Source organism: Burkholderia sp. AcTa6-5, assembly GCF_017815075.1.
Lineage (GTDB): Bacteria > Pseudomonadota > Gammaproteobacteria > Burkholderiales > Burkholderiaceae > Burkholderia > Burkholderia sola.
In genome coordinates this window covers 56722-78932 of record NZ_JAGIQE010000020.1, presented here as the reverse complement: position 1 = coordinate 78932, position 22211 = coordinate 56722, and the positions used below count along the sequence as shown (strand labels likewise).

Genomic DNA, 22211 nt, shown 5'->3' with positions numbered 1-22211 from the left:
CGTTCGTATTGCGCGGGCTCGTTCACGCAGGAGCGTGAAGCGGGCCCGCGTGCGACGCCAGCCGCGGCGAGCTTGCCGACTGCCCCTGCGCGAGCGGCGCCACCTGCTTGCGTCGCTCGCGCGTCGGCGCGACGCCGAACGCGTCGCGATAGCTCTTGCTGAAGTGGCATGCCGACTGGAAGCCGCACGCCATCGTGATGTGCATGATCGACATGTCGGTCTGCAGCAGCAGCTCGCGCGCACGGCGCAGCCGCAGCGTCAGGTAGTAATGCGTCGGCGTCATCCCGAGATGCTCGCGGAAAAGACGCTGCAACTGCCGCTGCGACATGTTCGCGAGCCGCGCGAGCTCCTCGCGCGACAGCGGCTCCTCGATGTTGTTCTCCATCAGCGAGATCACTTCGAACAGCGACTTGTTCGCCGAGCCGAGGCGGGCGACGAGCGGCATGCGTTGCTGCGCGCTCGTGTCGCGCACATGTTCGACGATGAACTGCTCGGCGATCTGCGTGACGCGCGCGGTGCCGACGCGCGCGGCGATCAGGTTCAGCATCATGTCGAGCGGCGCGACGCCGCCCGTGCACGTGATGCGGTCGCGGTCGATCACGAACAGTTCTTTCAGGAAGCGCGTGTCCGGAAACTCTTCCTTCAGCGCCGACATGTTCTCCCAGTGGATCGCGCACGCGTAGCCCGCGAGCAGCCCCGACTTCGCGAGTGCATAGGTGCCCGTGCACAGGCTGCCGAGCGGGAGCCCCATGCGTGCGAAGCGACGCAGCGTCGACAGGTGGGCGGACGTCGTCGCGCGCTGCACGTCGACGCCGCCGCACACGAATACGATGTCGGGTTGCCCCACGCATTCCGCCGGCCCCGTGTCGACCGTGAGGCCGTTGCTCGCCGTGACCGGACCGCCGTCCGGGCTGATCACCGACCAGCGGTAGAGCGGCTGGCCGCTCAGGTAGTTCGCCATCCGAAGCACCTCGATCGCATTGGTGAACGCGATCATCGTGAAGTTCGGTAACGGCATGAACGCGAAGTGGGACAGCGACGCTGTGCGGTCGGGCGACATGGGGAGCGTTCCTTGAATCTCTAATAGCTTTTGGCCCGGGGCACGAATCGGGCTGCGGTATTGTGTGAGCGAGTGCAACAAGCGTGCCATACGGCTAAACCCTAGCTCCAAGCGTTGTCTGGGCATCGGCCCGTTGCTGCACTGCACCGTATCCGGGAGAAGCCGCACGCGAACGTGCGGCAAACGCACTGCCGGTGTGCGTGTCCATAGGTGAACCATCGATACCGTTTCGGGCGCTCGTCCCGAAAAGCACGACCGGTCACTTGTACAAAACGGACGCGCATGGCGGAAAAGGCAAAGAACGCGTCTAAATTCATCAATCCGCCGAAAATCCGAACGACAAGAATAGAGCCGTCGGCAGCCTTGCACTGGACGAGCGGGAAACCCAGTGATGGCGGGCCTTGAGCTTCGGTTGCAGCCCTTTATTCTTCGTCACGGACGCACTATGTCGAACACTCAGCCTTTCTTCTCGCAGCCCCTTGCCGAGCGCGACGCGCCGGTGCGCAGCGCCATCCTGAAGGAACTCGAGCGTCAGCAGTCGCAAGTCGAGCTGATCGCGTCGGAAAACATCGTGTCGCGCGCCGTGCTCGAGGCGCAGGGCTCGGTACTGACCAACAAATACGCGGAAGGCTATCCCGGCAAGCGCTACTACGGCGGCTGCGAATTCGCCGATGAAGTCGAGGCGCTCGCGATCGAACGCGTGAAGCAGATCTTCAACGCCGGCTATGCGAACGTGCAGCCGCACTCGGGCGCGCAGGCGAACGGCTCGGTGATGCTCGCGCTCGCCAAGCCGGGCGACACGGTGCTCGGCATGTCGCTCGACGCGGGCGGCCACCTGACGCACGGCGCGAAGCCGGCGCTGTCGGGCAAGTGGTTCAACGCGGTCCAGTACGGCGTGAACCGCGACACGCTGCGCATCGACTACGACCAGGTCGAGGCGCTTGCCCACGAGCACAAGCCGAATCTCATCATCGCCGGCTTCTCGGCGTACCCGCGCGCGCTCGACTTCGCACGCTTTCGCGCGATCGCCGACAGTGTCGGCGCGAAGCTGATGGTCGACATGGCGCACATCGCCGGCGTGATCGCCGCGGGTCGCCACGCGAACCCGGTCGAGCACGCGCACGTCGTCACGTCGACCACGCACAAGACGCTGCGCGGCCCGCGCGGCGGCTTCGTGCTGACCAACGACGAGGACATTGCAAAGAAGATCAACTCGGCCGTGTTCCCCGGCCTGCAGGGCGGCCCGCTGATGCACGTGATCGCCGGCAAGGCCGTCGCGTTCGGCGAAGTACTGCATGCGGACTTCAAGACCTACATCGACAGCGTGCTCGCGAACGCGCAGGCGCTCGGCGAAGTGCTGAAGGCCGGCGGCGTCGATCTCGTCACGGGCGGCACCGACAACCACCTGCTGCTGGTCGACCTGCGCCCGAAGGGCCTGAAGGGCGCGCCGGTCGAGCAGGCGCTGGAACGCGCGGGCATCACCTGCAACAAGAACGGCATTCCGTTCGACACCGAGAAGCCGACGGTCACGTCGGGCATTCGCCTCGGCACGCCGGCCGGCACGACGCGCGGCTTCGGCGTCGCGGAGTTCCGCGAGATCGGCCGCCTGATCCTCGAAGTGTTCGACGCGCTGCGTGCGAACCCGGAAGGCGACCCGGCAACCGAACAGCGCGTGCGCCGCGAGATCTTCGCGCTCTGCGAGCGCTTCCCGATCTACTGATCGACCCACCCCACAAGAACAGTCACACGAGCGAGAGCAGATATGAGCACGCTGCATCAGGACAGCATCATCATCGACGGACTGAACATCTCGAAGTTCGAGAAGCCGGTGTTCGAGGACATGCGCAAGGGCGGCATCACGGCCGCGAACTGCACGGTGTCGGTGTGGGAGAACTTCACGAAGACCGTCGACAACATCGGCGTGATGAAGAAGAAGATCCGCGACAACGGCGAGCTGCTGACGCTCGTGCGCACGACGGACGACATCTTCCGCGCGAAGCAGGAAGGCAAGACCGGAATCATCCTCGGCTTCCAGAACGCGCATGCGTTCGAGGACAACCTCGGCTACATCGAGGCGTTCGCCGACATGGGCGTGCGCGTCGTGCAGCTTTGCTACAACACGCAGAACCTGGTCGGCACCGGCTGCTACGAACGCGACGGCGGCCTGTCGGACTTCGGCCGCGAAGTGATCACCGAGATGAACCGCGTCGGCATCATGGTCGACCTGTCGCACGTGGGCGGCAACACGTCGTCGGAAGCGATCGCGTTCTCGAAGAAGCCGGTGTGCTATTCGCACTGCCTGCCGTCGGGCCTGAAGGAACATCCGCGCAACAAGAGCGACGCGCAGTTGAAGGAAATCGCCGATGCGGGCGGCTTCGTCGGCGTGACGATGTTCGCGCCGTTCCTGAAGCGCGGCATCGAGGCGAACATCGACGACTACATCGAGGCGATCGACTACGTCGTGAACCTGATCGGCGAAGACGCGGTCGGCATCGGCACGGACTTCACGCAGGATTTCGCGAAGGAATTCTTCGACATGCTGACGCACGACAAGGGCCGCTATCGCCAACTGACGAACTTCGGCAAGGTGATCAACCCGGACGGCATCCGCACGATCGGCGAATTCCCGAACCTGACCGCCGCGATGGAACGCCACGGCTGGAAGGAGTCGCGGATCCGCAAGATCATGGGCGAGAACTGGGTGCGCGTGTTCAAGGACGTGTGGGGCGCGTAAGCGCCCGCCGAGCCGAACCGCACTCGTCGTTTCAACATAAAAAAATCGGGACGTGCCAGCGCAAGCCGCGCGGGCACGCGGACGATGTCGCGCCTGCGCACTGAGCCGCGCGGCCACTTTCCTCACGGAGTCACCACGATGCAACCGCAACTGCCGATCAACGTCGATCCCGATACCGGCGTCTGGACCACCGACGCGCTGCCGATGCTGTACGTGCCGCGCCATTTCTTCACGAACAACCACGTCGCCGTCGAGGAAGCGCTCGGCGTCGATGCGTATGCCGAGATCCTCTACAAGGCCGGCTACAAATCCGCCTACCACTGGTGCGACAAGGAAGCCAAGCTGCACGGCCTGACCGGCATGGCCGTGTTCGAGCACTACCTGAAGCGCCTGTCGCAACGCGGCTGGGGCCTGTTCTCGATCATCGAGGCCGACCCGGCGAGCGCCCGCGCGAAGATCGAACTGCGCCACTCGTCGTTCGTGCTCCAGCAGCCGGGCAAGGAAGGCAAGCTCTGCTACATGTTCGCGGGCTGGTTCGCGGGCGCGATGGACTGGGTCAACGACACGACGCCGGAAGGCAAGGGCGCGCCGCGCGCATACTCGAAGGAAGTGCAATGTGCGGCCGAGCATCACGATCACTGCATCTTCGAAGTGTCGCCGATCGCGCACTGATGCACTGACGCATTGATTCACTGAAGCAGAACAACACCCGCAACACGAGACATTCGAACGCCAGAGGTCGCCAGCGATGCGTTATCCCCACCTGTTCAAACCCATGCAGCTGAACCAGCTGACGCTGCGCAACCGGATCGTCAGCACCGCGCACGCGGAGGTGTATGCCGAGCCGGGCGGCCTGCCGGGCGACCGCTATATCCGCTACTACGAAGAAAAGGCGAAGGGGGGCGTCGGCCTGGCCATCTGCGGCGGGTCGAGCCCGGTATCGATCGACAGCCCGCAAGGCTGGTGGAAATCGGTGAACCTGTCGACCGACAAGATCATCGATCCGCTCACGCGCCTGGCCGACACGATGCACAAGCACGGCGCGAAGATCATGATCCAGGCGACGCACATGGGCCGCCGCTCGTCGTTCCACGGCGAGCACTGGCCGCACCTGATGTCGCCGTCGGGCGTGCGCGAACCCGTGCACCGCGGCAACGCGAAGATCATCGAGATCGAGGAAATCCGCCGCATCATCGGCGATTTCGCGGCGGCCGCGAAGCGCGTGAAGGCGGCCGGCATGGACGGCATCGAAATCTCCGCCGCGCACCAGCACCTGATCGACCAGTTCTGGAGCAAGCGTTCGAACCACCGCACCGACGAATGGGGCGGCAGCCTCGAAAACCGCCTGCGCTTCGGCATCGAAGTGCTGACGGCCGTGCGCGAGGCGGTCGGCAAGGATTTCTGCGTCGGCCTGCGCATGTGCGGCGACGAATTCCACGAGGACGGCCTCGATCACGAAGCGTTGAAGGAAATCGCGCAGGCGATGTCGGAGACGGGCCTGATCGACTACCTGAGCGTGGTCGGCTCGGGGGGCGATACGCACAACACGATCGCGAACTGCATGCCGCCGATGGCGTTGCCGCCGGAGCCGTTCGTGCACCTCGCAGCCGGCATCAAGTCGGTCGTGAAGATTCCGGTGATGCATGCGCAGAGCATCCGCGATGCGGGCCAGGCCGAGCGCCTGCTCGCGAACGGCATGATCGACCTGGTCGGCATGACGCGCGCGCAGATCGCCGATCCGCACATGGTGATCAAGATCCGCGACGGCCGCGAGGACGAAATCAAGCAGTGCGTCGGCGCGAACTACTGCATCGACCGCCAGTACAACGGCCTCGACGTGCTGTGCATCCAGAACGCGGCGACGTCGCGCGAAGCGACGATGCCGCACATCATCGAGAAGTCGCGCGGCCCGAAGCGCAAGGTCGTGGTGGTCGGCGCCGGCCCCGCTGGCCTCGAGGCGGCGCGTGTCGCGAAGCTGCGCGGCCACGACGTCGTGCTGTTCGAGAAGAACGCGGAAGTCGGCGGCCAGGTGATGATTGCCGCGAAGGCGCCGCAGCGCGAGCAGATGTCGGGGATCATCCGCTGGTTCGACATGGAAACGAAGCGCCTGGGCGTCGACCGGCGTCTCGGCGTGGCCGCCGACGAGAAGATGATCATGGCCGAGAAGCCGGACATCGTCGTGCTCGCCACCGGCGGTTCGAGCTTCACGTGGCAGGTGCCGGCGTGGGGTGTGGCCGAAGGCCTCGCCGTCAGCTCGTGGGACATCCTGACCGGCAAGATCGAGCCAAAGCAGAACGTGCTGCTGTTCGACGGCGTGAGCACGCATGCGGGCGCCGGCGTGGCCGATTTCATGGCGAGCCGCGGCTCGAAGGTCGAGGTCGTCACGCCGGACGTGAAGGTCGCCGACGACTGCGGCGGCACCACGTTCCCGATTTTCTATCGGCGCCTGTACGCATTCGGCGTGATCCCGACGCCGAACACGATGCTCGATCGCGTCTATGAAGAGAACGGCAAGATGATCGCCGTGCTGCGCAACGAGTACACGGAAGAACTGGAAGAGCGCGCGGTCGACCAGGTGGTGATCGAGAACGGCTCGTCGCCGAACGACGAGCTGTACTGGAAGCTCAAGCCGGAATCGGTGAACCGCGGCCAGATCGATCCGCACACGCTGTTCGCGGCCGAGCCGCAGCCGTGCCTGTCGGAAGAACTCGGCAACGGCCGTTTCCTGCTGTTCCGTGTCGGCGACTGCATCTCGATGCACAACGTCCACGGCGCGATCTACGACTCGCTGCGTCTCGTGAAGGATTTCTAAAAGATGAACCCGTCCTTCCTCATTACCGCCCTGCTGTGGCTGTCGGTGGCGGGGCTCGCGTTCGCGGTCGCGAAGCGCTCGTCCTACTGGCGTCTGGGCCGCGCGACGGCGCCCGGCTCGTTCGGCGTCGCGAACCTGTTCGCGATTCCGAAGCGTTATTTCGTCGACCTGCACCACGTGGTCGCCCGCGATCCGTACATCGCGAAAACCCACGTCGCGACCGCCGGCGGCGCGATCGGCGCGCTCGCGCTGGTGTTCGTCAACTACGGCCTTGCGATCTACTCGCCGTGGCTCGACAAGCTGATCTTCCTCGCGGCGCTCGCGATGCTGGTCGGCGCGGTGTTCGTGTGGCGCCGACGCGCGGCGAAGGACGTGCCGGCGCGCCTGTCGCGCGGCCCGTGGAATACGCTGCCCTGGCTGCTCGGTTCGTTCGCGCTCGGCCTCGTGCTGTTCATGCTGGTGCCCACCGGCGCGATGTCGGGTGCGTTCGCGGTGCTCTGCGCGCTGCTGATCGGCGTCGGTGCGTTCACGATGACGGTCGGCGCCGCGAAGGGCGGCCCGATGAAGCATGCGATCGCCGGCCTGCTGCACCTCGCGTTCCACCCGCGCCAGGAGCGTTTCGCGGCCACGCGCGAATCGTTCACCGGCAACGGCACGGCCACGCCGCCGACCGCGCTGAAGCTGCCGGACATCGAGCATCAGGAGTACGGCGTCGCGAAGCCGGTCGAATTCCGCTGGAACCAGTTGCTGAGCTTCGACGCGTGCGTGCAGTGCGGCAAGTGCGAAGCCGCGTGCCCCGCGTTCGCGTCGGGCCAGCCGCTGAACCCGAAGAAGCTGATCCAGGATCTCGTCGTCGGGATGGCCGGCGGCACCGATGCGGCGTACGCGGGCAGCCCGTCGCCGGGCATCCCGGTCGGCCAGCATCGCGGCGAGCCGAACGGCCCGATCGTGTCGGGCCTGATCGAGGAACAGACGCTGTGGTCGTGCACGACCTGCCGCGCGTGCGTGCAGGAATGCCCGATGCTGATCGAACACGTCGACGCGATCGTCGACATGCGCCGCAACCGCACGCTCGTGCACGGCACGGTGCCGGGCAAGGGCCAGGAAGTGCTCGCGAACCTGCGCGAGACCGGCACGATGGGCGGCTACGACACGGCCGCGCGCTACGACTGGTCGGTCGACCTCAGCGCGCCGGTCGCGCATCCGGCCAAGCCGGTCGACGTGCTGTTCGTCGCGGGCGAAGGCGCGTTCGACATGCGCTACCAGCGCACGCTGCGCGCGTTCGTGAAGGTGCTGAACAAGGCGGGCGTCGACTACGCGGTGCTCGGCCCGACGGAAACCGACACAGGCGACGTTGCCCGTCGGCTCGGCGACGAAGCGACGTTCCAGCAGATGGCGAAGCGCCTGATCGGCACGCTCGGCACGCTGTCGTACAAGCAGATCGTGACGGCCGACCCGCACGTGATGCACAGCCTGCGCAACGAATACCGCGCGCTGGGGCTGCGCGTGACGGTCAAGCATCACACGACCTATCTGGCCGAACTGGCCGACAGCGGCAAGATCGCGCCGAAGGCGGTCGAGGCGCTGCAGGAGAAGCGCACGACCTATCACGATCCGTGCTACCTCGGCCGCTACAACGGCGAGATCGAAGCACCGCGCAAGCTGTTGAAGACGATCGGCATCCAGGTCGTCGAGATGGAGCGCAACGGCATGCGCGGCCGCTGCTGCGGCGGTGGCGGCGGTGCGCCGCTGACCGACATCCCCGGCAAGCAGCGCATCCCGGACATCCGCATTGCCGACGCGCGCACGATCGGTGCGGACGTGGTCGCGGTTGCGTGCCCGAACTGCACGGCCATGCTCGAAGGTGTCGTGGGCCCGCGCCCCGACGTGCTCGACGTCGCCGAACTCGTCGCTGCCTCGCTGGAGTGAATCGATGAATACGATCAAACGAATCGATCCGCGCCGGCCGTTCATCATCACGGCCGCCGGCCTGAAGCGCATCACGCTCGGCGAGGAAGGCAGCGCCGATGCGAACGCCGCGCAGTGGTCCGCCCACGGCCATGGCGCTGCGACCGCGAAGCCGCGCCGTGCGCTGCAGGACCCGAAGCACGTGATGCTGGTGGTCGCTCACAGCGAACGCGGCGCGCTCGACGACCATTCGCGTCAGGCGATCGCCGCCGCCGCGGTGCTTGCCGATGCGCAGACGGAAGTCGCGCTGCTCGCGTTCGGCGAATTGAAGGACGACGTGGCCGAACTCGGCGTCGACAAGCTGCTGGAGCTGACCGGCTTCGATCGCCGTGCGTTCGATCCCGAAAGCGAGCTGCAAGCATTGCAGGCGTGTGTTGCCGCGCTCGCCCCGAAACACGTGTTCGTGCCCGACAACGCGACGGGCGACGGCGATCTCGGCCGGCGTTACGCGGCGGCCGCCGGCGCGAGCGTCGCGACGCACGTCGTCGAAATCGACGCGAAGCACGTGGGGACGTATGCGCAGGCCGGGCGGGCGTTCGCGACCCGCGCGCTGCCCGACGTGATCCTGCTCGCGCAGAACGCGGTGGACGCGAAGCTGCCGTTCGTCGGCGCGGGCGAGCGCGTGGCGTCCGATTTCATCCGCCCGGCGCATGACGCCGCGCAGCCGTACCGCGATCTCGGTCTCGACGAAATCGACGCGGCCCAGGTCGCGCTCGAGGAAGCCGATTTCATCGTGTCGGCCGGCAACGGCGTGTCCGACATCGGCGCGTTCGAGCGGCTGGCCGGCGTATTCGGCGCGGCGATCGGCGCGAGCCGCGTCGCGGTCGACAACGGCCACTTCACGCGCGACAAGCAGGTCGGCGCGACCGGCAAGACGGTCGAGGCGAGCGTGTACATCGCGTTCGGCATCTCGGGCGCGGTGCAGCATTTGCAGGGGATCAAGGACTGCCGCCACGTGATCGCGGTGAACCTCGACGGCAGCGCGCCGATCGCGAAGCGCGCGAATCTGACGGTGGTCGGCGACGCGCAGGCGACGATCGCCGCGCTGATCGAACAGGTCCAGGCCGCGCGGGCCGCGCGCGGCGAATCGCCGGCCGCGGTCGGCACCCGTGAACCCGAAGGAGTCGCCGCATGAACGCCCCCCGCTCATTGCAACGCATCGCGGTGCTCGTGTCCGTCGGCCGGCATCCGGTCAGCGGCATCGCGCGCTACAGCCGCAACGATGCCGCCGCGCTCGAAACCGGCCGCCAACTCGCCGAGAAGCATCGCGCGACGCTCGACGTGATCCACGCGGGCGACCCCGCGAACGCGGCGCTGGCCGAGTATCTCGCGCTCGGCGCGCGGGAGGTCGAGGTGCTGGCCTGCCGCGACGGCGACGATGCCGTGCACGCGCTCGCCGCGCGTGTCGAAGGCTACGACCTCGTGCTGACCGGCACGCGCGCCGAGGGCGCGTACGACACCGGGATGCTGCCGTACCGCGTCGCCGCGGCGCTCGGCTATCCGCTCGTCGGCTCGGCCGTCGACGTGACGGTCGAAGGCGGCCGCGCGGCGGTCCGGCAATTTTTGCCGAAAGGGCTGCGACGGCGGGTCGACGCGGCGCTGCCGGCCGTCGTCGCCGTCCACCCGCTCGCCGGTGTCGAGCCGCGCTATGCGTATGCGCGGCTGCGCGCGGGCGCGATCCGTCCGGCGCTCGCGGCGAGCGGCGCGGACGCCGATGCGGCCGCGTGGACGGTCGGCCCGATCGAGCGTAAACCCGTAAAACTGGTCGCCGCCGAGAAGCGCTCCGGGCATGCTCGGATGCTGTCCGCGACGACGACCGAAAGCCGTGGCGGCAACGTCGTAAATGAAGGGAGTTCGGTCGAAAAAGCACAAGTGATCCTCGCGTATTTGCGCGAGCATCAGCTCATCGACTACTGATTTTGATGCCTGTCGGCAAGCAACCCAGGGATGCAAGGAATCCGGAGCAAACGATGAAAGTATCGGCAGACATTCGTGCACTGATCGAACGCCGCAAGGAAGGCCACAGCCTCGAAGCGCCGTTCTACACGAGCGAGGACATCTTCGCGCTCGACATGGAGGCGATTTTCCGCCAGCACTGGATCCAGGTGGCGATCGAACCGGACATTCCCGAGCCGGGCGATTACGTGACCGTGGAGCTGGGCAGCGATTCGATCCTGATCGTGCGCGACGACGACATGGCGATCCGCGCGTTCCACAACGTGTGCCGTCACCGCGGCGCGCGCCTGTGCAACGAAGACAAGGGCTCGGTCGGCAACATCGTGTGCCCGTACCACAGCTGGACGTACAACCTGACGGGCCAACTGATGTTCGCCGAGCACATGGGCGAGAAGTTCGACCGTTGCAAGCACAGCCTGAAGTCGGTGCACGTCGAGAACCTCGCGGGCCTGATCTTCATCTGCCTCGCCGACGAGCCGCCGGTCGATTTCGCGCAGATGCGCGCGGAGATGGAGCCGTACCTGCTGCCGCACGATCTGCCGAGCACGAAGATCGCCGCGCAGATCGACATCATCGAGGAAGGCAACTGGAAGCTCACGATGGAGAACAACCGCGAGTGCTATCACTGCGTCGCGAACCATCCGGAGCTGACGATCTCGCTGTACGAATACGGCTTCGGCTACCAGCGCTCCGACGCGAACGCCGAAGGCATGGACGCATTCGCTGAAACGTGCGTGCGGCGCGGCAAGGAGTGGGCCGAGATGGGCCTGCCGTCCGCCGAAATCGAAAAGCTGCTCGATGTGACGGGTTTCCGCACGCAGCGCCTGCCGCTCGACCGTCACGGCGAATCGCAGACGCTCGATGCGAAGATCGCGTCGAAGAAGCTGCTCGGCGGCTTCGACAAGGCCGACCTCGGCGGGCTGTCGTTCTGGACCCAGCCGAACTCGTGGCACCACTTCATGAGCGATCACATCGTGACGTTCTCGGTGATCCCGCTGTCGGCCGGCAAGACGCTCGTGCGTACGAAGTGGCTCGTGCACAAGGACGCGAAGGAAGGCATCGACTACGACGTGAAGAACCTGACGGCCGTGTGGAACGCGACCAACGACCAGGATCGCGCGCTCGTCGAATTCTCGCAGCGCGGCGCGACCAGCAGCGCGTACGAGCCGGGCCCGTATTCGCCGTACACGGAAGGGCTCGTCGAAAAATTCTCGGCCTGGTACATCGGCCGGCTCGCCGAAAAAACCGGCGCGTAGCACCCAGCAGCGTATAAGCGGAGCAAGACATGATGCGAGATGCGGCCAATTTCGAGCCGGCGGACAGCCGGGTGACGCACCCGGCCTTCTGGAACGCGCTGCCCGAGCGCTGGACGAGCGACGTCGAGGAAACGCTGGTGTGCTGCCACGTGCGGCAGGAAACCCATGACGTGAAGAGCTTCTTCTTCCGTTCGCCGCAGGGCCGCACGTTCTCGTTCGAGCCCGGGCAGTTCATCACGCTCGAGCTCGACATCGACGGCGAGACGATCAACCGCTGCTACACGATTTCGTCGTCGCCGGCGCGGCCGCACACGATCTCGATCACGGTGAAGCGCGTGCCGGGCGGCAAGGTGTCGAACTGGCTGCACGACAACCTGCAGCCGGGCGCATCGGTGCGCGTGCTCGGCCCGGCCGGCGAATTCACGTGCGCGCGGCATCCGGCACGCAAGTACCTGTTCCTGTCGGCCGGCTCGGGCATCACGCCACTGATGTCGATGAGCCGCGCGCATCATGATCTCGCGGAAGATCGCGACATCCTGTTCGTGCACAGCGCACGCACGCCGGACGACATCATCTTCGCGCGCGAGCTCGACCTGATCGCGTCGAACCACACGAATTTCCGCACGTCGTTCGTCGTCGAGCGCGTCGGCGCACGCACCAACTGGCCGGGCGTCACGGGCTTCCTGACGCTGCCGCTGCTGAAGCTGATTGCGCCGGATTTCATGGAACGCGAGATCTTCACGTGCGGCCCCGCGCCGTACATGAAGGCCGTGCGCGACCTGCTCGACGAAGCCGGTTTCGATCGCAAGCAGTATCACGAGGAAAGCTTCTCGTTCGAAACGCTCGCGCAGACCGCGAGCGATGAAGTGCTCGCCGAACTCGTGCCGCCGGCGGAAGGCGGCGACGCCGCGACGAAGCAGTACACGGTCAGCTTCGCGAAGAGCAACCGCGAGATTTCGTGCGGCTCGGAGCAGCACGTGCTCGACGCGGCGCGCCAGTCGGGCGTGCGGCTGCCCGCATCGTGCACGCAGGGCATGTGCGGCACCTGCAAGGTGAAGCTCGTGTCGGGGCAGGTCGAGATGAAACACAACGGCGGTATCCGCCAGCGCGAAATCGATCAGGGAATGGTGCTGCTGTGCTGCAGCAAGCCGCTGTCGGATCTCGTGATCGACAAGTAGTCGAAACGCGTCATCGGCTGTCCGGGCGCGTCGCGTCCGGACAAGCATCTGTCGGAAAACAACGATACCGCGGATTTGTGGTTGAAGAACCTAGAGAGACAACGCGCACGGTGCGCAGACCAAGGAGATCGACCATGAAATTGTTCGGAAAACTGTTTTGGACCGGCACCCTGTCGGCGATGGTGGCATTGAGCGCATCGGCGCTCGCCGATACGAAGCCGACGCTGAAAATCGGCTACGTCGAAGGCTGGGACGACAGCGTCGCGACGTCGAACGTCGCGGCCCGCGTGATCGAGAAGAAGCTCGGCTACGAGGTGAAGCTCGTGCCGGTCGCTGCCGGGATCATGTGGCAGGGCGTCGCGCGCGGCGACCTCGATGCGACGCTGTCCGCGTGGCTGCCGGTCACGCACGGTTCGTACTGGAGCGAATACAAGAGCAAGGTCGTCGACGTCGGCGCGAACTTCCCCGACGCGAAGATCGGCCTGATCGTCCCGGATTACGTGAAGGCGAAGAGCATCGACGACCTGAATGCGGAGAAGGCCAGCTTCGGCGGCCGCATCGTCGGCATCGATGCCGGTGCGGGCGTGATGCGCAAGACCGACGAAGCGATCAAGAACTACGGGCTGAGCTACACGCTGATGCCGAGCTCGGGCAGCGCGATGACGGCCGAGTTGTCGCGTTCGGTCGGCGCGAACAAGCCGGTGATCGTGACCGGCTGGGCGCCGCACTGGATGTTCGCGAAGTGGAAGCTGCGCTTCCTCGAGGATCCGAAGAAGGTGTTCGGCGGCGCCGAGCATGTCGACAGCGTCGTGAATCCGGGGCTCGAAACCAAGGCGAAGCCGGTCGTCGCGTTCCTGAAGAAATTCCAGTGGAAGCCCGGTGAAATCGACAGCGTGATGCTGGCGATCCAGAACGGCTCGAAGCCGGAAGCCGCTGCGGATGCGTGGATTGCAGCGCATGCCGACCGCGTGAATGCGTGGACGGAAGGCGCGCAGTAAGCATTGCGACATACGTCGTACGAGTCATCATAAAAACACGCCGGGAATGGCACGCAGGAATCCGAAATAATCAGGATGCAATGCGGCCATATCCCGGTTTTATTTTGCTGATTCTGCAAAAATGCCCGTAAATTGTTACACTACGGCCCTTGTGCGGAATCATCTGCTTTGCATCGGACCAGAGTAAGCGCTGAAGCGCCAACTCTGATCGAGAGGAGGAATTGGATGAGTCAAGCAGGACTGCGTGCGAATCGCACCAGTGATGTCGAGGCAACGATCTCACATGATTCGACGGGCCACACGCTGCATCGTGGCCTGACCTGGAAAGACGCTTTTTGGGTGACGAGCGGCGTGCCGGCAGGCGTGCTGTTCACGATCGGCGGCGTATGCGCGACGATCGGCCAGCCCGCGTGGGCGATCTGGATCGCCGCGATCACGATGGGGCTGATTCAAAGCGCGACTTATGCGGAAATATCGGGGCTATTTCCCCATAAATCGGGCGGCGCGTCGGTGTACGGCGCGATTGGCTGGGTCCGTTACAGCAAGCTGATTGCCCCGGTTTCCGTGTGGTGCAACTGGCTCGCGTGGTCGCCGATGCTTGCGCTCGGCTGCGGCCTCGCGGCGAGCTATGCGCTCACGAGTCTCTTTCCCGCCAATGCGGCGGTGCTGCACTGGCAGCTCAAGGTGGCGGATCTCGGGTTCATCAAGCCCGGTCTCTCCCTGCGAATCAACGCGACGTTCATCATCGCGACGATTCTGCTTCTCATCACGTTCAAGCTTCAGCACAGCGGTGCGTCGAAGGCTGCACGTACGCAGCGCATTCTCGGCATTGCGTCGCTCACGCCGCTCTTGATCGTCGGCATCGTGCCGTTCGTCACCGGCGACGTGCCGATGTCGAACCTGCTGCCGCTGCTGCCGCTCGGTCACGACGCGCAGGGCAACCTCACGGCCGCGACGTTCGGCTCGTGGAACGGGCAGGGCGTGACGATGGCGCTCGGCGCGATGTTCATGGCCGGCTGGGCGTCGTACGGTTTCGAGACGGCCGTCTGCTACACGCGTGAATTCCGCGATCCGCGGCGCGATACGGCCAAGGCGATCTTCTGGTCGGGTGCGCTGTGTCTGGTCGTGATGACGCTCGTCCCGCTCGCGTTCCAGGGCGCGCTCGGCACGCAGGCGATGCTCGATCCGGCGATCGGCGACGGCACCGGCGTCGCGGCCGCGATGGCGAAGATCGTCGGCGGTGGCGCGTGGGTCGCGAATGCGGTCGTCGTGATGCTGATGCTGTCGATCCTGCTGATCGTGATGACGTCGATGATGGGCTCGTCGCGCACGCTGTACCAGGCATCGGTCGACGGCTGGCTGCCGAAGTACCTGTCGCACGTGAACGAGCACGGCTCGCCCACGCGCGCGATGTGGACCGACCTCGGCTTCAACCTCGTGTTGCTGATGATGTCGGACTACATGACGGTGCTGTCGATTTCGAACGTCTGCTACATGCTGTTCGTATTCCTGAATCTTCAGTCCGGCTGGATCCACCGGATGGATCGCGGCAACTGGGATCGGCCGTTCCGTTGTCCGACCTGGTTGCTCGTCGGCGGCGCGATTTGCGGGTACGCGAACCTCGTCTACGTCGGCGCGGGTGCGAACCTGCAAGGCGAAGGCACGCTGCGCAACGGGCTGATCGCGATGCTGCTGATCGTGCCGGTGTTCCTCTATCGCCACTACTGGCAGGATCGCGGCCGCTTCCCCGCGCAGATGCAGCGCGACATGGAGCTGAAAGTGCCGAAGCGCGCGCTGTGGCTGAGCCTGATGCCGTATGCGGCGCTGATCGGCGCGGGGTTGACGATCGGGTTGTCGTATTACTTCGCGTGGGTGAAGTGACGCGGTAATGCGTGCGTGTCGGGGCACGCGATGGCTTCGGAAACCGCACACGGGGCCATCGCGCGAAGCGCCGGCGCAGCACGACGACAAAAAAGGCCCGACCGGTTACACGCCGGTCGGGCCTTGTTCGTTGACACCGCGTTCGAGCGCAGCTGCGATCCGCTTACGGAAATACCACCGTCCGGTCGCCATTCAAAAACACCCGCCGCTCGATGAACGCCTTCACCGCGCGCGCGAGCGTGAGGCTTTCGACGTCGCGCCCCACCGCGAGCAGTTGCTCCGGTCGCAGTGCATGATCGACGCGCTCGACGACCTGCTCGATGATCGGGCCTTCGTCGAGATCGTCGGTGACGAAGTGCGCGGTCGCGCCGATCAGCTTCACGCCGCGCGCATGGGCCTGGTGATACGGCTTCGCGCCCTTGAAGCCGGGCAGGAACGAGTGATGGATGTTGATCGCGCGGTTCGCGAGCTTCGCGCTCGTCTCCTGCGACAGCACCTGCATGTAGCGTGCGAGGATCACGAGCTCGGCGCCGCTCGATTCGAAGAAGTCGAGCCATTGCGCTTCCTGCTGCGCCTTGGTGTCGGCCGTGATCGGGAAGTGCCGGAACGGCAGCCCGTGCTGCACGGCGAGCGGCTCGAAGTCGGGGTGGTTCGACACGATGCCGACGATGTCCATCTTCAGCTCGCCCATCCGCCAGCGGAACAGCAGATCCGCGAGGCAGTGCTCGAGCTTCGACACCATGATCAGCACCTTCGGCCGCGCATTGACGTCGTGGATCGCCCATTGGATGTCGCCGTCGCGGCCGCCGAGTCCGGCCGCGATCGGCCCGAATTCCTGACGCAGCGCGTCGATCTGCAACGTCTCATCCGTCGGATGAAAGACGCAGCGCACGAAGAAGCGGTTGCTGAGATCGTCGTCGAACACGTTCAGCGCATCGACGTAGCAGCGATGGCGATCGAGAAAGCCGACGACGGCGGCGACCTGACCGGCCGCGCTCGGGCACGACAGTGTCAGGACGAATTGATCGGGGCGGTGCTCGGCGGTCATGAGACTCCTCGGATGGCGTGGGGCGCACGGCCGCGCGACGGCGCACGACAGCGCCGCGCCGCGCGGGTAGCGGGAGGCTCAAGTAAATCAGGACGATTCCGGGGCGGATAGAACCAACGCGCCGTGTGGCTGGTATCGGCGCGCCAGCGGGCGCGGGCCCGGGAGCGGGGAAGGGGGAACGGAAACGGGGCGGGCGCGCCGCGTCAGGCCGCCGCGCACGCGTCGAGCAGCCAGCGCCGGAACACGTGGGTCGCGTCCGGCTCGGGCCGCTGCGGCGGGCGCACCAGGAAGTAGCCGCGCGACGTGACGACGGGCGCGTCGACCAGCTTCACGAGCTGGCCGGACGCGACGAGTTCGTCGACGAGCGGCGCCCAGCCGAGCGCGACGCCTTCGCCGAGCAGTGCCGCATGGATCACGAGCGCATAGCTGTTGAAGGTCACGCCGCGCGCGGCGGCCGGCGGTTCGAGCCCGTGCGCGTCGAACCAGCCCGACCACGACAGCCAGCGCTCGGGGCGCGTCGGCTGCACGTGCAGCAGCGGCAGTGCGAGCAGATGGTCGGCCCGCACGACGTCCGGGTGCGCGTCGCGGAACGCGGGCGAGCAGACCGGCGTGACGGATTCCGGAAACAGCCGCGCGGCCGTGCACGACGGCCAGTGGCCGTCGCCGAACAGGATCGCGATGTCGCCATGGTCGCGCTGTGCGTCGTAATCCTGTGACGTGACGACGCGCACGTCGACGTCCGGCATCACGTGCTTCAGCCCGGCCAGGCGCGGCATCAGCCAGTAGGTCGCGAAACCGAAATCGGTGACGATCGTGAGCGCGCCGTGCTCGCGGCGCGCACGCAGCGTCGCGGTCGCGCCGCGCAGCGTGTCGAGGCTCAGCCGCACGGCTTCGTACAGGCACTGGCCGTCGGCCGTCAGCGTGACGCCGCGCGGGCTGCGTTCGAACAGCGGCACGCCGAGTTCGGCTTCGAGCTGGAACACCTGCTGGCTCACGGCCGGCTGCGTCGAGCCGAGCTCGCGCGCGGCGGCCGTGAAGCTCGCGAGCCGGGCGGCCGATTCGAACGCGCGCAGCGCCTGCATCGACGGTAACGGTTCGGATTTCGACATAAGTCCCTCTAATGGCCCCATAAGGGCCGGACGCCTACCCGCGCGAATTCGGGCGGGCGATAGTGCAGCGGACGGTGCGGCAGATGCGCTTCATGCGCCAGCGCGCCACGCATTCCGCGATTCTAGCCAGCGCGGCCCCCGCGCGCGGCGGTTTCTGCGGATCGCCTCCGTCATGCCGGACGTCTCGCTGCCAAAGCGGCGCGCCGTTCCATTCGAACACCGCTTTCCCCACGATCGCCGATGACGAACCCGACACCCAACATCCTGATCCTGATGGCCGACCAGCTCACGCCGTTCGCGCTGCCCGCGTACGGCAACCGCGTCGCCCGCACGCCGACGCTCGACCGGCTCGCCGCCGAAGGCGTGGTGTTCGACGCCGCGTACTGCGCGAGCCCGCTATGCGCGCCGTCGCGCTTCTCGCTGCTGACCGGCAAGCTGCCGTCGGGCATCGGCGCCTACGATAACGCCGCCGAATTGCCGGCGCAAACGCTGACGTTCGCGCATTACCTGCGCGCGGGCGGCTACCGGACGATGCTGTCCGGCAAGATGCATTTCTGCGGGCCCGATCAGTTGCACGGCTTCGAGGAGCGACTCACGACCGACATCTATCCGGCCGATTTCGGCTGGGTGCCGAACTGGGACAGCCCGACGGAGCGGCCGAGCTGGTATCACAACATGAGCTCGGTGCTTGATGCGGGCCCCTGCGTGCGCACGAATCAGCTCGACTTCGACGACGAAGTGACGTTCGCCGCGAAGCAGAAGCTGTACGACGTCGCGCGCGAACGCGCGGCCGGGCACGATGCGCGGCCGTTCTGCATGGTCGTGTCGTTGACCCATCCGCACGACCCGTATGCGATCACGCGCGAATACTGGGATCTGTACGGCGACGAAGAAATCGACATGCCGGCCGTGCGGCTCGATGCGGCCGAAAGCGATCCGCATTCGCAGCGGCTACGCTTCGTCTGCGAAAACGACCGCACGCCGCCGACCGACGCGCAGATCCGCGCCGCGCGTCGCGCGTATTACGGCGCGACGTCGTACGTGGACACGCAGTTCGGCAGCGTGCTGGCCGCGCTCGAGCAATGCGGGTTCGCCGACGATACGATCGTGATCGTCACGTCCGACCACGGCGACATGCTCGGCGAGCGCGGGCTCTGGTACAAGATGACGTTTTTCGAGGGCGGCTGCCGCGTGCCGCTGATCGTGCATGCGCCGGGCCGCTTCGATGCCGCGCGCGTGCGCGGGCCCGTGTCGCACGTCGACCTGCTGCCGACGCTCGTCGATCTGGCCGGCGCGGCGCCAGCCGGCGGCTGGCCGGACCCGGTCGATGGCGCGAGCCTCGTGCCGCACCTGCAGGGCACGCCCGCGCACGACGTCGCGCTCGGCGAATACCTCGCGGAAGGCGCGCTCGCGCCGGTGGTGATGATTCGGCGCGGCGACTGGAAATACGTGCATTGCCCGGCCGATCCCGACCAGCTCTACCACCTGTCGGACGACCCGCGCGAGCTGACGAACCTGGCCGGGCAGCCGGAAGCCGCCGACGTGCTCGCCGCATTCCGCGCGGAGGCCGCGCAGCGCTGGAACCTGCCCGAACTCGACCGGCAGGTGCGCGCGAGCCAGCGACGCCGGCGCTTCCATTACGCGGCGACGACGCAGGGCCGCATCCACGCGTGGGACTGGCAGCCGTTCACCGACGCGAGCCAGCGCTACATGCGCAATCACATCGAACTCGATACGCTCGAAGCGATGGCGCGTTTTCCGCGCGTCGGGCGTTGAACGTCCCGCAGCGATCATTGAAGAACGACGGAGGAAGCGAACCATGAAACGGCAACGCAATGCAGCATTCCGAAGGATCGGCGCGGCGTTCGCCGCCGCCGCGTGCGTGGCGGCGACGCAGCCTGCGTCCGCCGCCGATCCGCAGACCTGCGGCGACGTGAAGATGGCGGCGCCCGGCTGGACCGACATCGACGCGACGAACGCGATGGCGGGCGTCGTGCTGAAGGCGCTCGGCTACCGGCAGGACGTCGCGAACCTGTCGGTGCCGATCACGTACCAGGGGTTGAAGAAAGGGCAGGTCGACGTGTTCCTCGGCAACTGGATGCCCGCGCAGGCGCCGCTCGTGAAGCCGTTCGTCGACGAGAAATCGATCGACGTGCTGCACGCGAACCTGAGCGGCGCGAAGTTCACGCTCGCGGTGCCCGACTATGTGGCCGCGGCCGGCGTGCACACGTTCGCCGATCTCGCGCGCTACGCGGACCGCTTCGGCGGCAAGATCTACGGGATCGAGCCCGGCGCGCCCGCGAACCAGAACATCAAGCGGATGCTGTCCGACCACGCGCTGGGGTCCGCGAACTGGTCGCTCGTCGAATCGAGCGAGACGGGCATGCTCACGCAGGTCGAGCGCGCGGTGCGCGACAAGCGCTGGATCGTGTTTCTCGCGTGGGAACCGCATCTGATGAACACGAAGTTTCATCTGACGTATCTGTCGGGCGGCGATGCGTACTTTGGACCGAACTACGGCGGTGCGACGGTCAACACGGTCACGCGTGCCGGGTTCGCCGGCCAGTGCACGAACCTCGCGCGGCTGTTCCGGCAGATGACGTTCTCCGTCGACGTCGAGAACCGGATGATCGCCGACATGCTCGACCACAAGACGTCGCCCGCGCTCGCGGCGCAGCATGCGCTGAAGGCCGAGCCCGCGCTGCTCGCCGGCTGGCTCGACGGCGTGACGACGGCGACCGGCGCACCGGGCCTGCCGGCCGTGCGCGCGGCCCTCGACGGCCGCTGATTGCCTTCCTCCTGGCGGCCGGTTTTTGCCGTGCCGCCCGTCTACGTGTTTTCCCGACCCGTCGCATCGTGACCATTTAGTGTCGCCTTCAGACGGGTGACCGGAAATATGGGTTTGTATTTTTCGCCAATGGCTGCGTTATTGCGGAAAACGAAATAGCGGAGCCAGCAGACGTACCGAATTCGAATCAGCCGGCGTATTGCGGCACGCGCCAGGCCACGGTTCTTTCCATCGAACGGTTCAGGGAGGGTGGTCGACAATGAAGCAAAAGAAAGTCGCCGTAGCCGCCGCGCTTGCATGCGCGGCCTGTATTCCCGCCATCGGGCATGCGCAGAGCAGCGTGACGCTGTACGGGATTCTCGACGCGGGCATCACGTACGTGAACAACACGGGCGGCTCGCACGTGGTCAAGTTCGACGACGGCATCGCCTACGGAAACCGCTTCGGCCTCAAGGGCACCGAAGACCTGGGCGGCGGCCTGAAGGCCGTGTTCACGCTCGAGAGCGGCTTCCACCTCGGCAACGGGCAACTCGGCTTCGGCGGCGCGGAATTCGGCCGGCAGGCGTATGTCGGCCTGCAGAACGACTGGGGCACGCTGTCGTTCGGCAACCAGCTCGACATCACGAACGAACTCGTGTCGATCTACAACATCTCGGCGTGGGGCAGCGGCTATGCGATCCACCAGGGCGACTTCGACCGCTTCAACGGCGACCGCCTGCCGAACTCGGTGAAGTTCCTGTCGAACGACCTGAGCGGCTTCAAGTTCGGCGCGATGTATTCGTTCGGCAACGTCGCGGGCAACTTCCATCGCAACAGCGCCTGGAGCGCGGGCGCGAGCTTCACGAAGGGCGACTTCTCGATCGGCGCCGCGTACACGCGCCTGAACAACCCGAACGGCATCTACGCGTTCGACCCGTACGCGATGATCGGCACGCATACGTTCCTCGGCCAGCAGACCGTCACCGTCGATCCGGCGACCGGCGCGCGCACCGACCTGTTCTCGAACACCGCGATGGACGTCGACAGCCAGGGCACGTTCGGCATCGGCACCAGCTACACGATCGGCAAGCTGACGCTCGACGCGAACTACTCGTACACGACGATCAAGGGCTTCGGCCAGTCGTCGCACATGCAGGTGTACGAAGGCGGCGGCCTGTACCAGTTCACGCCGGCGCTGAGCTTCATCGCGGGCTACCAGCACACGCGCTTCGAAGGCCATCACTGGAACCAGGGCACGGCCGGCCTGCACTACCTGCTGTCGAAGCGCACCGACATCTACATCTCCGGCGATTACCTGCGTGCGTCGCAGGGCGTCGATGCGGTGATCGGCTACAGCTTCACGCCGTCGACGACGCAGACGCAGGCCGACGTGCGGATCGGGATGCGGCATTCGTTCTAAGCGGCGTGGCAGGATGATGTGACG

17 protein-coding genes are annotated in these 22211 nt (G+C 66.2%); 14 read left to right on the top strand and 3 right to left on the bottom strand.

Annotated features, from left to right (window positions below; all coding sequences use genetic code 11):
• Positions 1-22 precede the first annotated feature (22 nt).
• Positions 23-1150, bottom strand: coding sequence for a GlxA family transcriptional regulator (locus J8I33_RS24520; protein ID WP_209939319.1), 1128 nt, complete (start codon positions 1148-1150; stop codon positions 23-25).
• A gap of 355 nt (positions 1151-1505) precedes the next feature.
• On the opposite strand from J8I33_RS24520, the gene J8I33_RS24515 reads away from it, so the two are divergent.
• The 11 genes from J8I33_RS24515 (at position 1506) to J8I33_RS24465 (ending at position 15843) form a co-directional block, all read left to right on the top strand.
• Complete coding sequence (locus tag J8I33_RS24515) at positions 1506-2780, top strand: serine hydroxymethyltransferase (protein ID WP_050012294.1); 1275 nt, start codon at positions 1506-1508, stop codon at positions 2778-2780.
• A gap of 42 nt (positions 2781-2822) precedes the next feature.
• Positions 2823-3794 carry a dipeptidase gene (locus tag J8I33_RS24510; RefSeq protein ID WP_050012295.1) on the top strand — a complete coding sequence of 324 codons (972 nt, stop codon included), beginning with the start codon at positions 2823-2825 and terminating at the stop codon, positions 3792-3794.
• A gap of 138 nt (positions 3795-3932) precedes the next feature.
• Positions 3933-4466: a DUF5943 domain-containing protein gene (locus tag J8I33_RS24505; protein WP_050012296.1), complete on the top strand. Its 534-nt coding sequence runs from the start codon at positions 3933-3935 to the stop codon at positions 4464-4466.
• Between the two features lie 76 nt (positions 4467-4542).
• Positions 4543-6606 carry an NADH:flavin oxidoreductase gene (locus J8I33_RS24500; RefSeq protein WP_209939318.1) on the top strand — a complete coding sequence of 688 codons (2064 nt, stop codon included), beginning with the start codon at positions 4543-4545 and terminating at the stop codon, positions 6604-6606.
• 3 nt (positions 6607-6609) lie between these two features.
• Positions 6610-8535: a (Fe-S)-binding protein gene (locus J8I33_RS24495; protein WP_050012297.1), complete on the top strand. Its 1926-nt coding sequence runs from the start codon at positions 6610-6612 to the stop codon at positions 8533-8535.
• Positions 8536-8539: 4 nt separating this feature from the next.
• On the top strand, positions 8540-9709 hold the full coding sequence (locus tag J8I33_RS24490; RefSeq protein WP_089489635.1) for an electron transfer flavoprotein subunit alpha/FixB family protein: 1170 nt from the start codon (positions 8540-8542) through the stop codon (positions 9707-9709).
• On the top strand, positions 9706-10491 hold the full coding sequence (locus J8I33_RS24485) for a drug:proton antiporter (RefSeq protein ID WP_089489634.1): 786 nt from the start codon (positions 9706-9708) through the stop codon (positions 10489-10491). Before J8I33_RS24490 ends, J8I33_RS24485 begins: the two co-directional genes overlap by 4 nt.
• A gap of 53 nt (positions 10492-10544) precedes the next feature.
• Entirely contained in the window at positions 10545-11786 is a 1242-nt protein-coding gene (locus J8I33_RS24480) for an aromatic ring-hydroxylating dioxygenase subunit alpha (protein WP_050012300.1), read from the top strand.
• A 29-nt stretch (positions 11787-11815) separates the two neighbouring features.
• Entirely contained in the window at positions 11816-12964 is a 1149-nt protein-coding gene (locus J8I33_RS24475; protein WP_050012301.1) for a hybrid-cluster NAD(P)-dependent oxidoreductase, read from the top strand.
• 134 nt (positions 12965-13098) lie between these two features.
• Positions 13099-13962 (top strand): glycine betaine ABC transporter substrate-binding protein, encoded by an 864-nt coding sequence (locus tag J8I33_RS24470; RefSeq protein ID WP_050012302.1) that lies wholly within the window; start codon positions 13099-13101, stop codon positions 13960-13962.
• 225 nt (positions 13963-14187) lie between these two features.
• On the top strand, positions 14188-15843 hold the full coding sequence (locus J8I33_RS24465; RefSeq protein ID WP_209939317.1) for an APC family permease: 1656 nt from the start codon (positions 14188-14190) through the stop codon (positions 15841-15843).
• Positions 15844-16006: 163 nt separating this feature from the next.
• On the opposite strand, the gene purU is transcribed toward J8I33_RS24465, so the two are convergent.
• A complete protein-coding gene (purU, locus tag J8I33_RS24460) occupies positions 16007-16891 on the bottom strand; it encodes a formyltetrahydrofolate deformylase (protein ID WP_050012304.1) in 885 nt (294 codons plus the stop codon).
• A gap of 203 nt (positions 16892-17094) precedes the next feature.
• Positions 17095-18000, bottom strand: a complete 906-nt coding sequence (locus J8I33_RS24455; protein ID WP_124555535.1) for a LysR family transcriptional regulator — start codon at positions 17998-18000, stop codon at positions 17095-17097.
• A 240-nt stretch (positions 18001-18240) separates the two neighbouring features.
• On the opposite strand from J8I33_RS24455, the gene betC reads away from it, so the two are divergent.
• From betC to J8I33_RS24440, 3 genes are all read left to right on the top strand, one after another.
• Entirely contained in the window at positions 18241-19776 is a 1536-nt protein-coding gene (gene betC / locus J8I33_RS24450) for a choline-sulfatase (protein ID WP_209926988.1), read from the top strand.
• 43 nt (positions 19777-19819) lie between these two features.
• Positions 19820-20788 (top strand): choline ABC transporter substrate-binding protein, encoded by a 969-nt coding sequence (gene choX, locus J8I33_RS24445; RefSeq protein WP_089489633.1) that lies wholly within the window; start codon positions 19820-19822, stop codon positions 20786-20788.
• A gap of 259 nt (positions 20789-21047) precedes the next feature.
• Complete coding sequence (locus J8I33_RS24440) at positions 21048-22187, top strand: porin (RefSeq protein ID WP_050012308.1); 1140 nt, start codon at positions 21048-21050, stop codon at positions 22185-22187.
• The last annotated feature ends 24 nt before the right edge of the window (positions 22188-22211 follow it).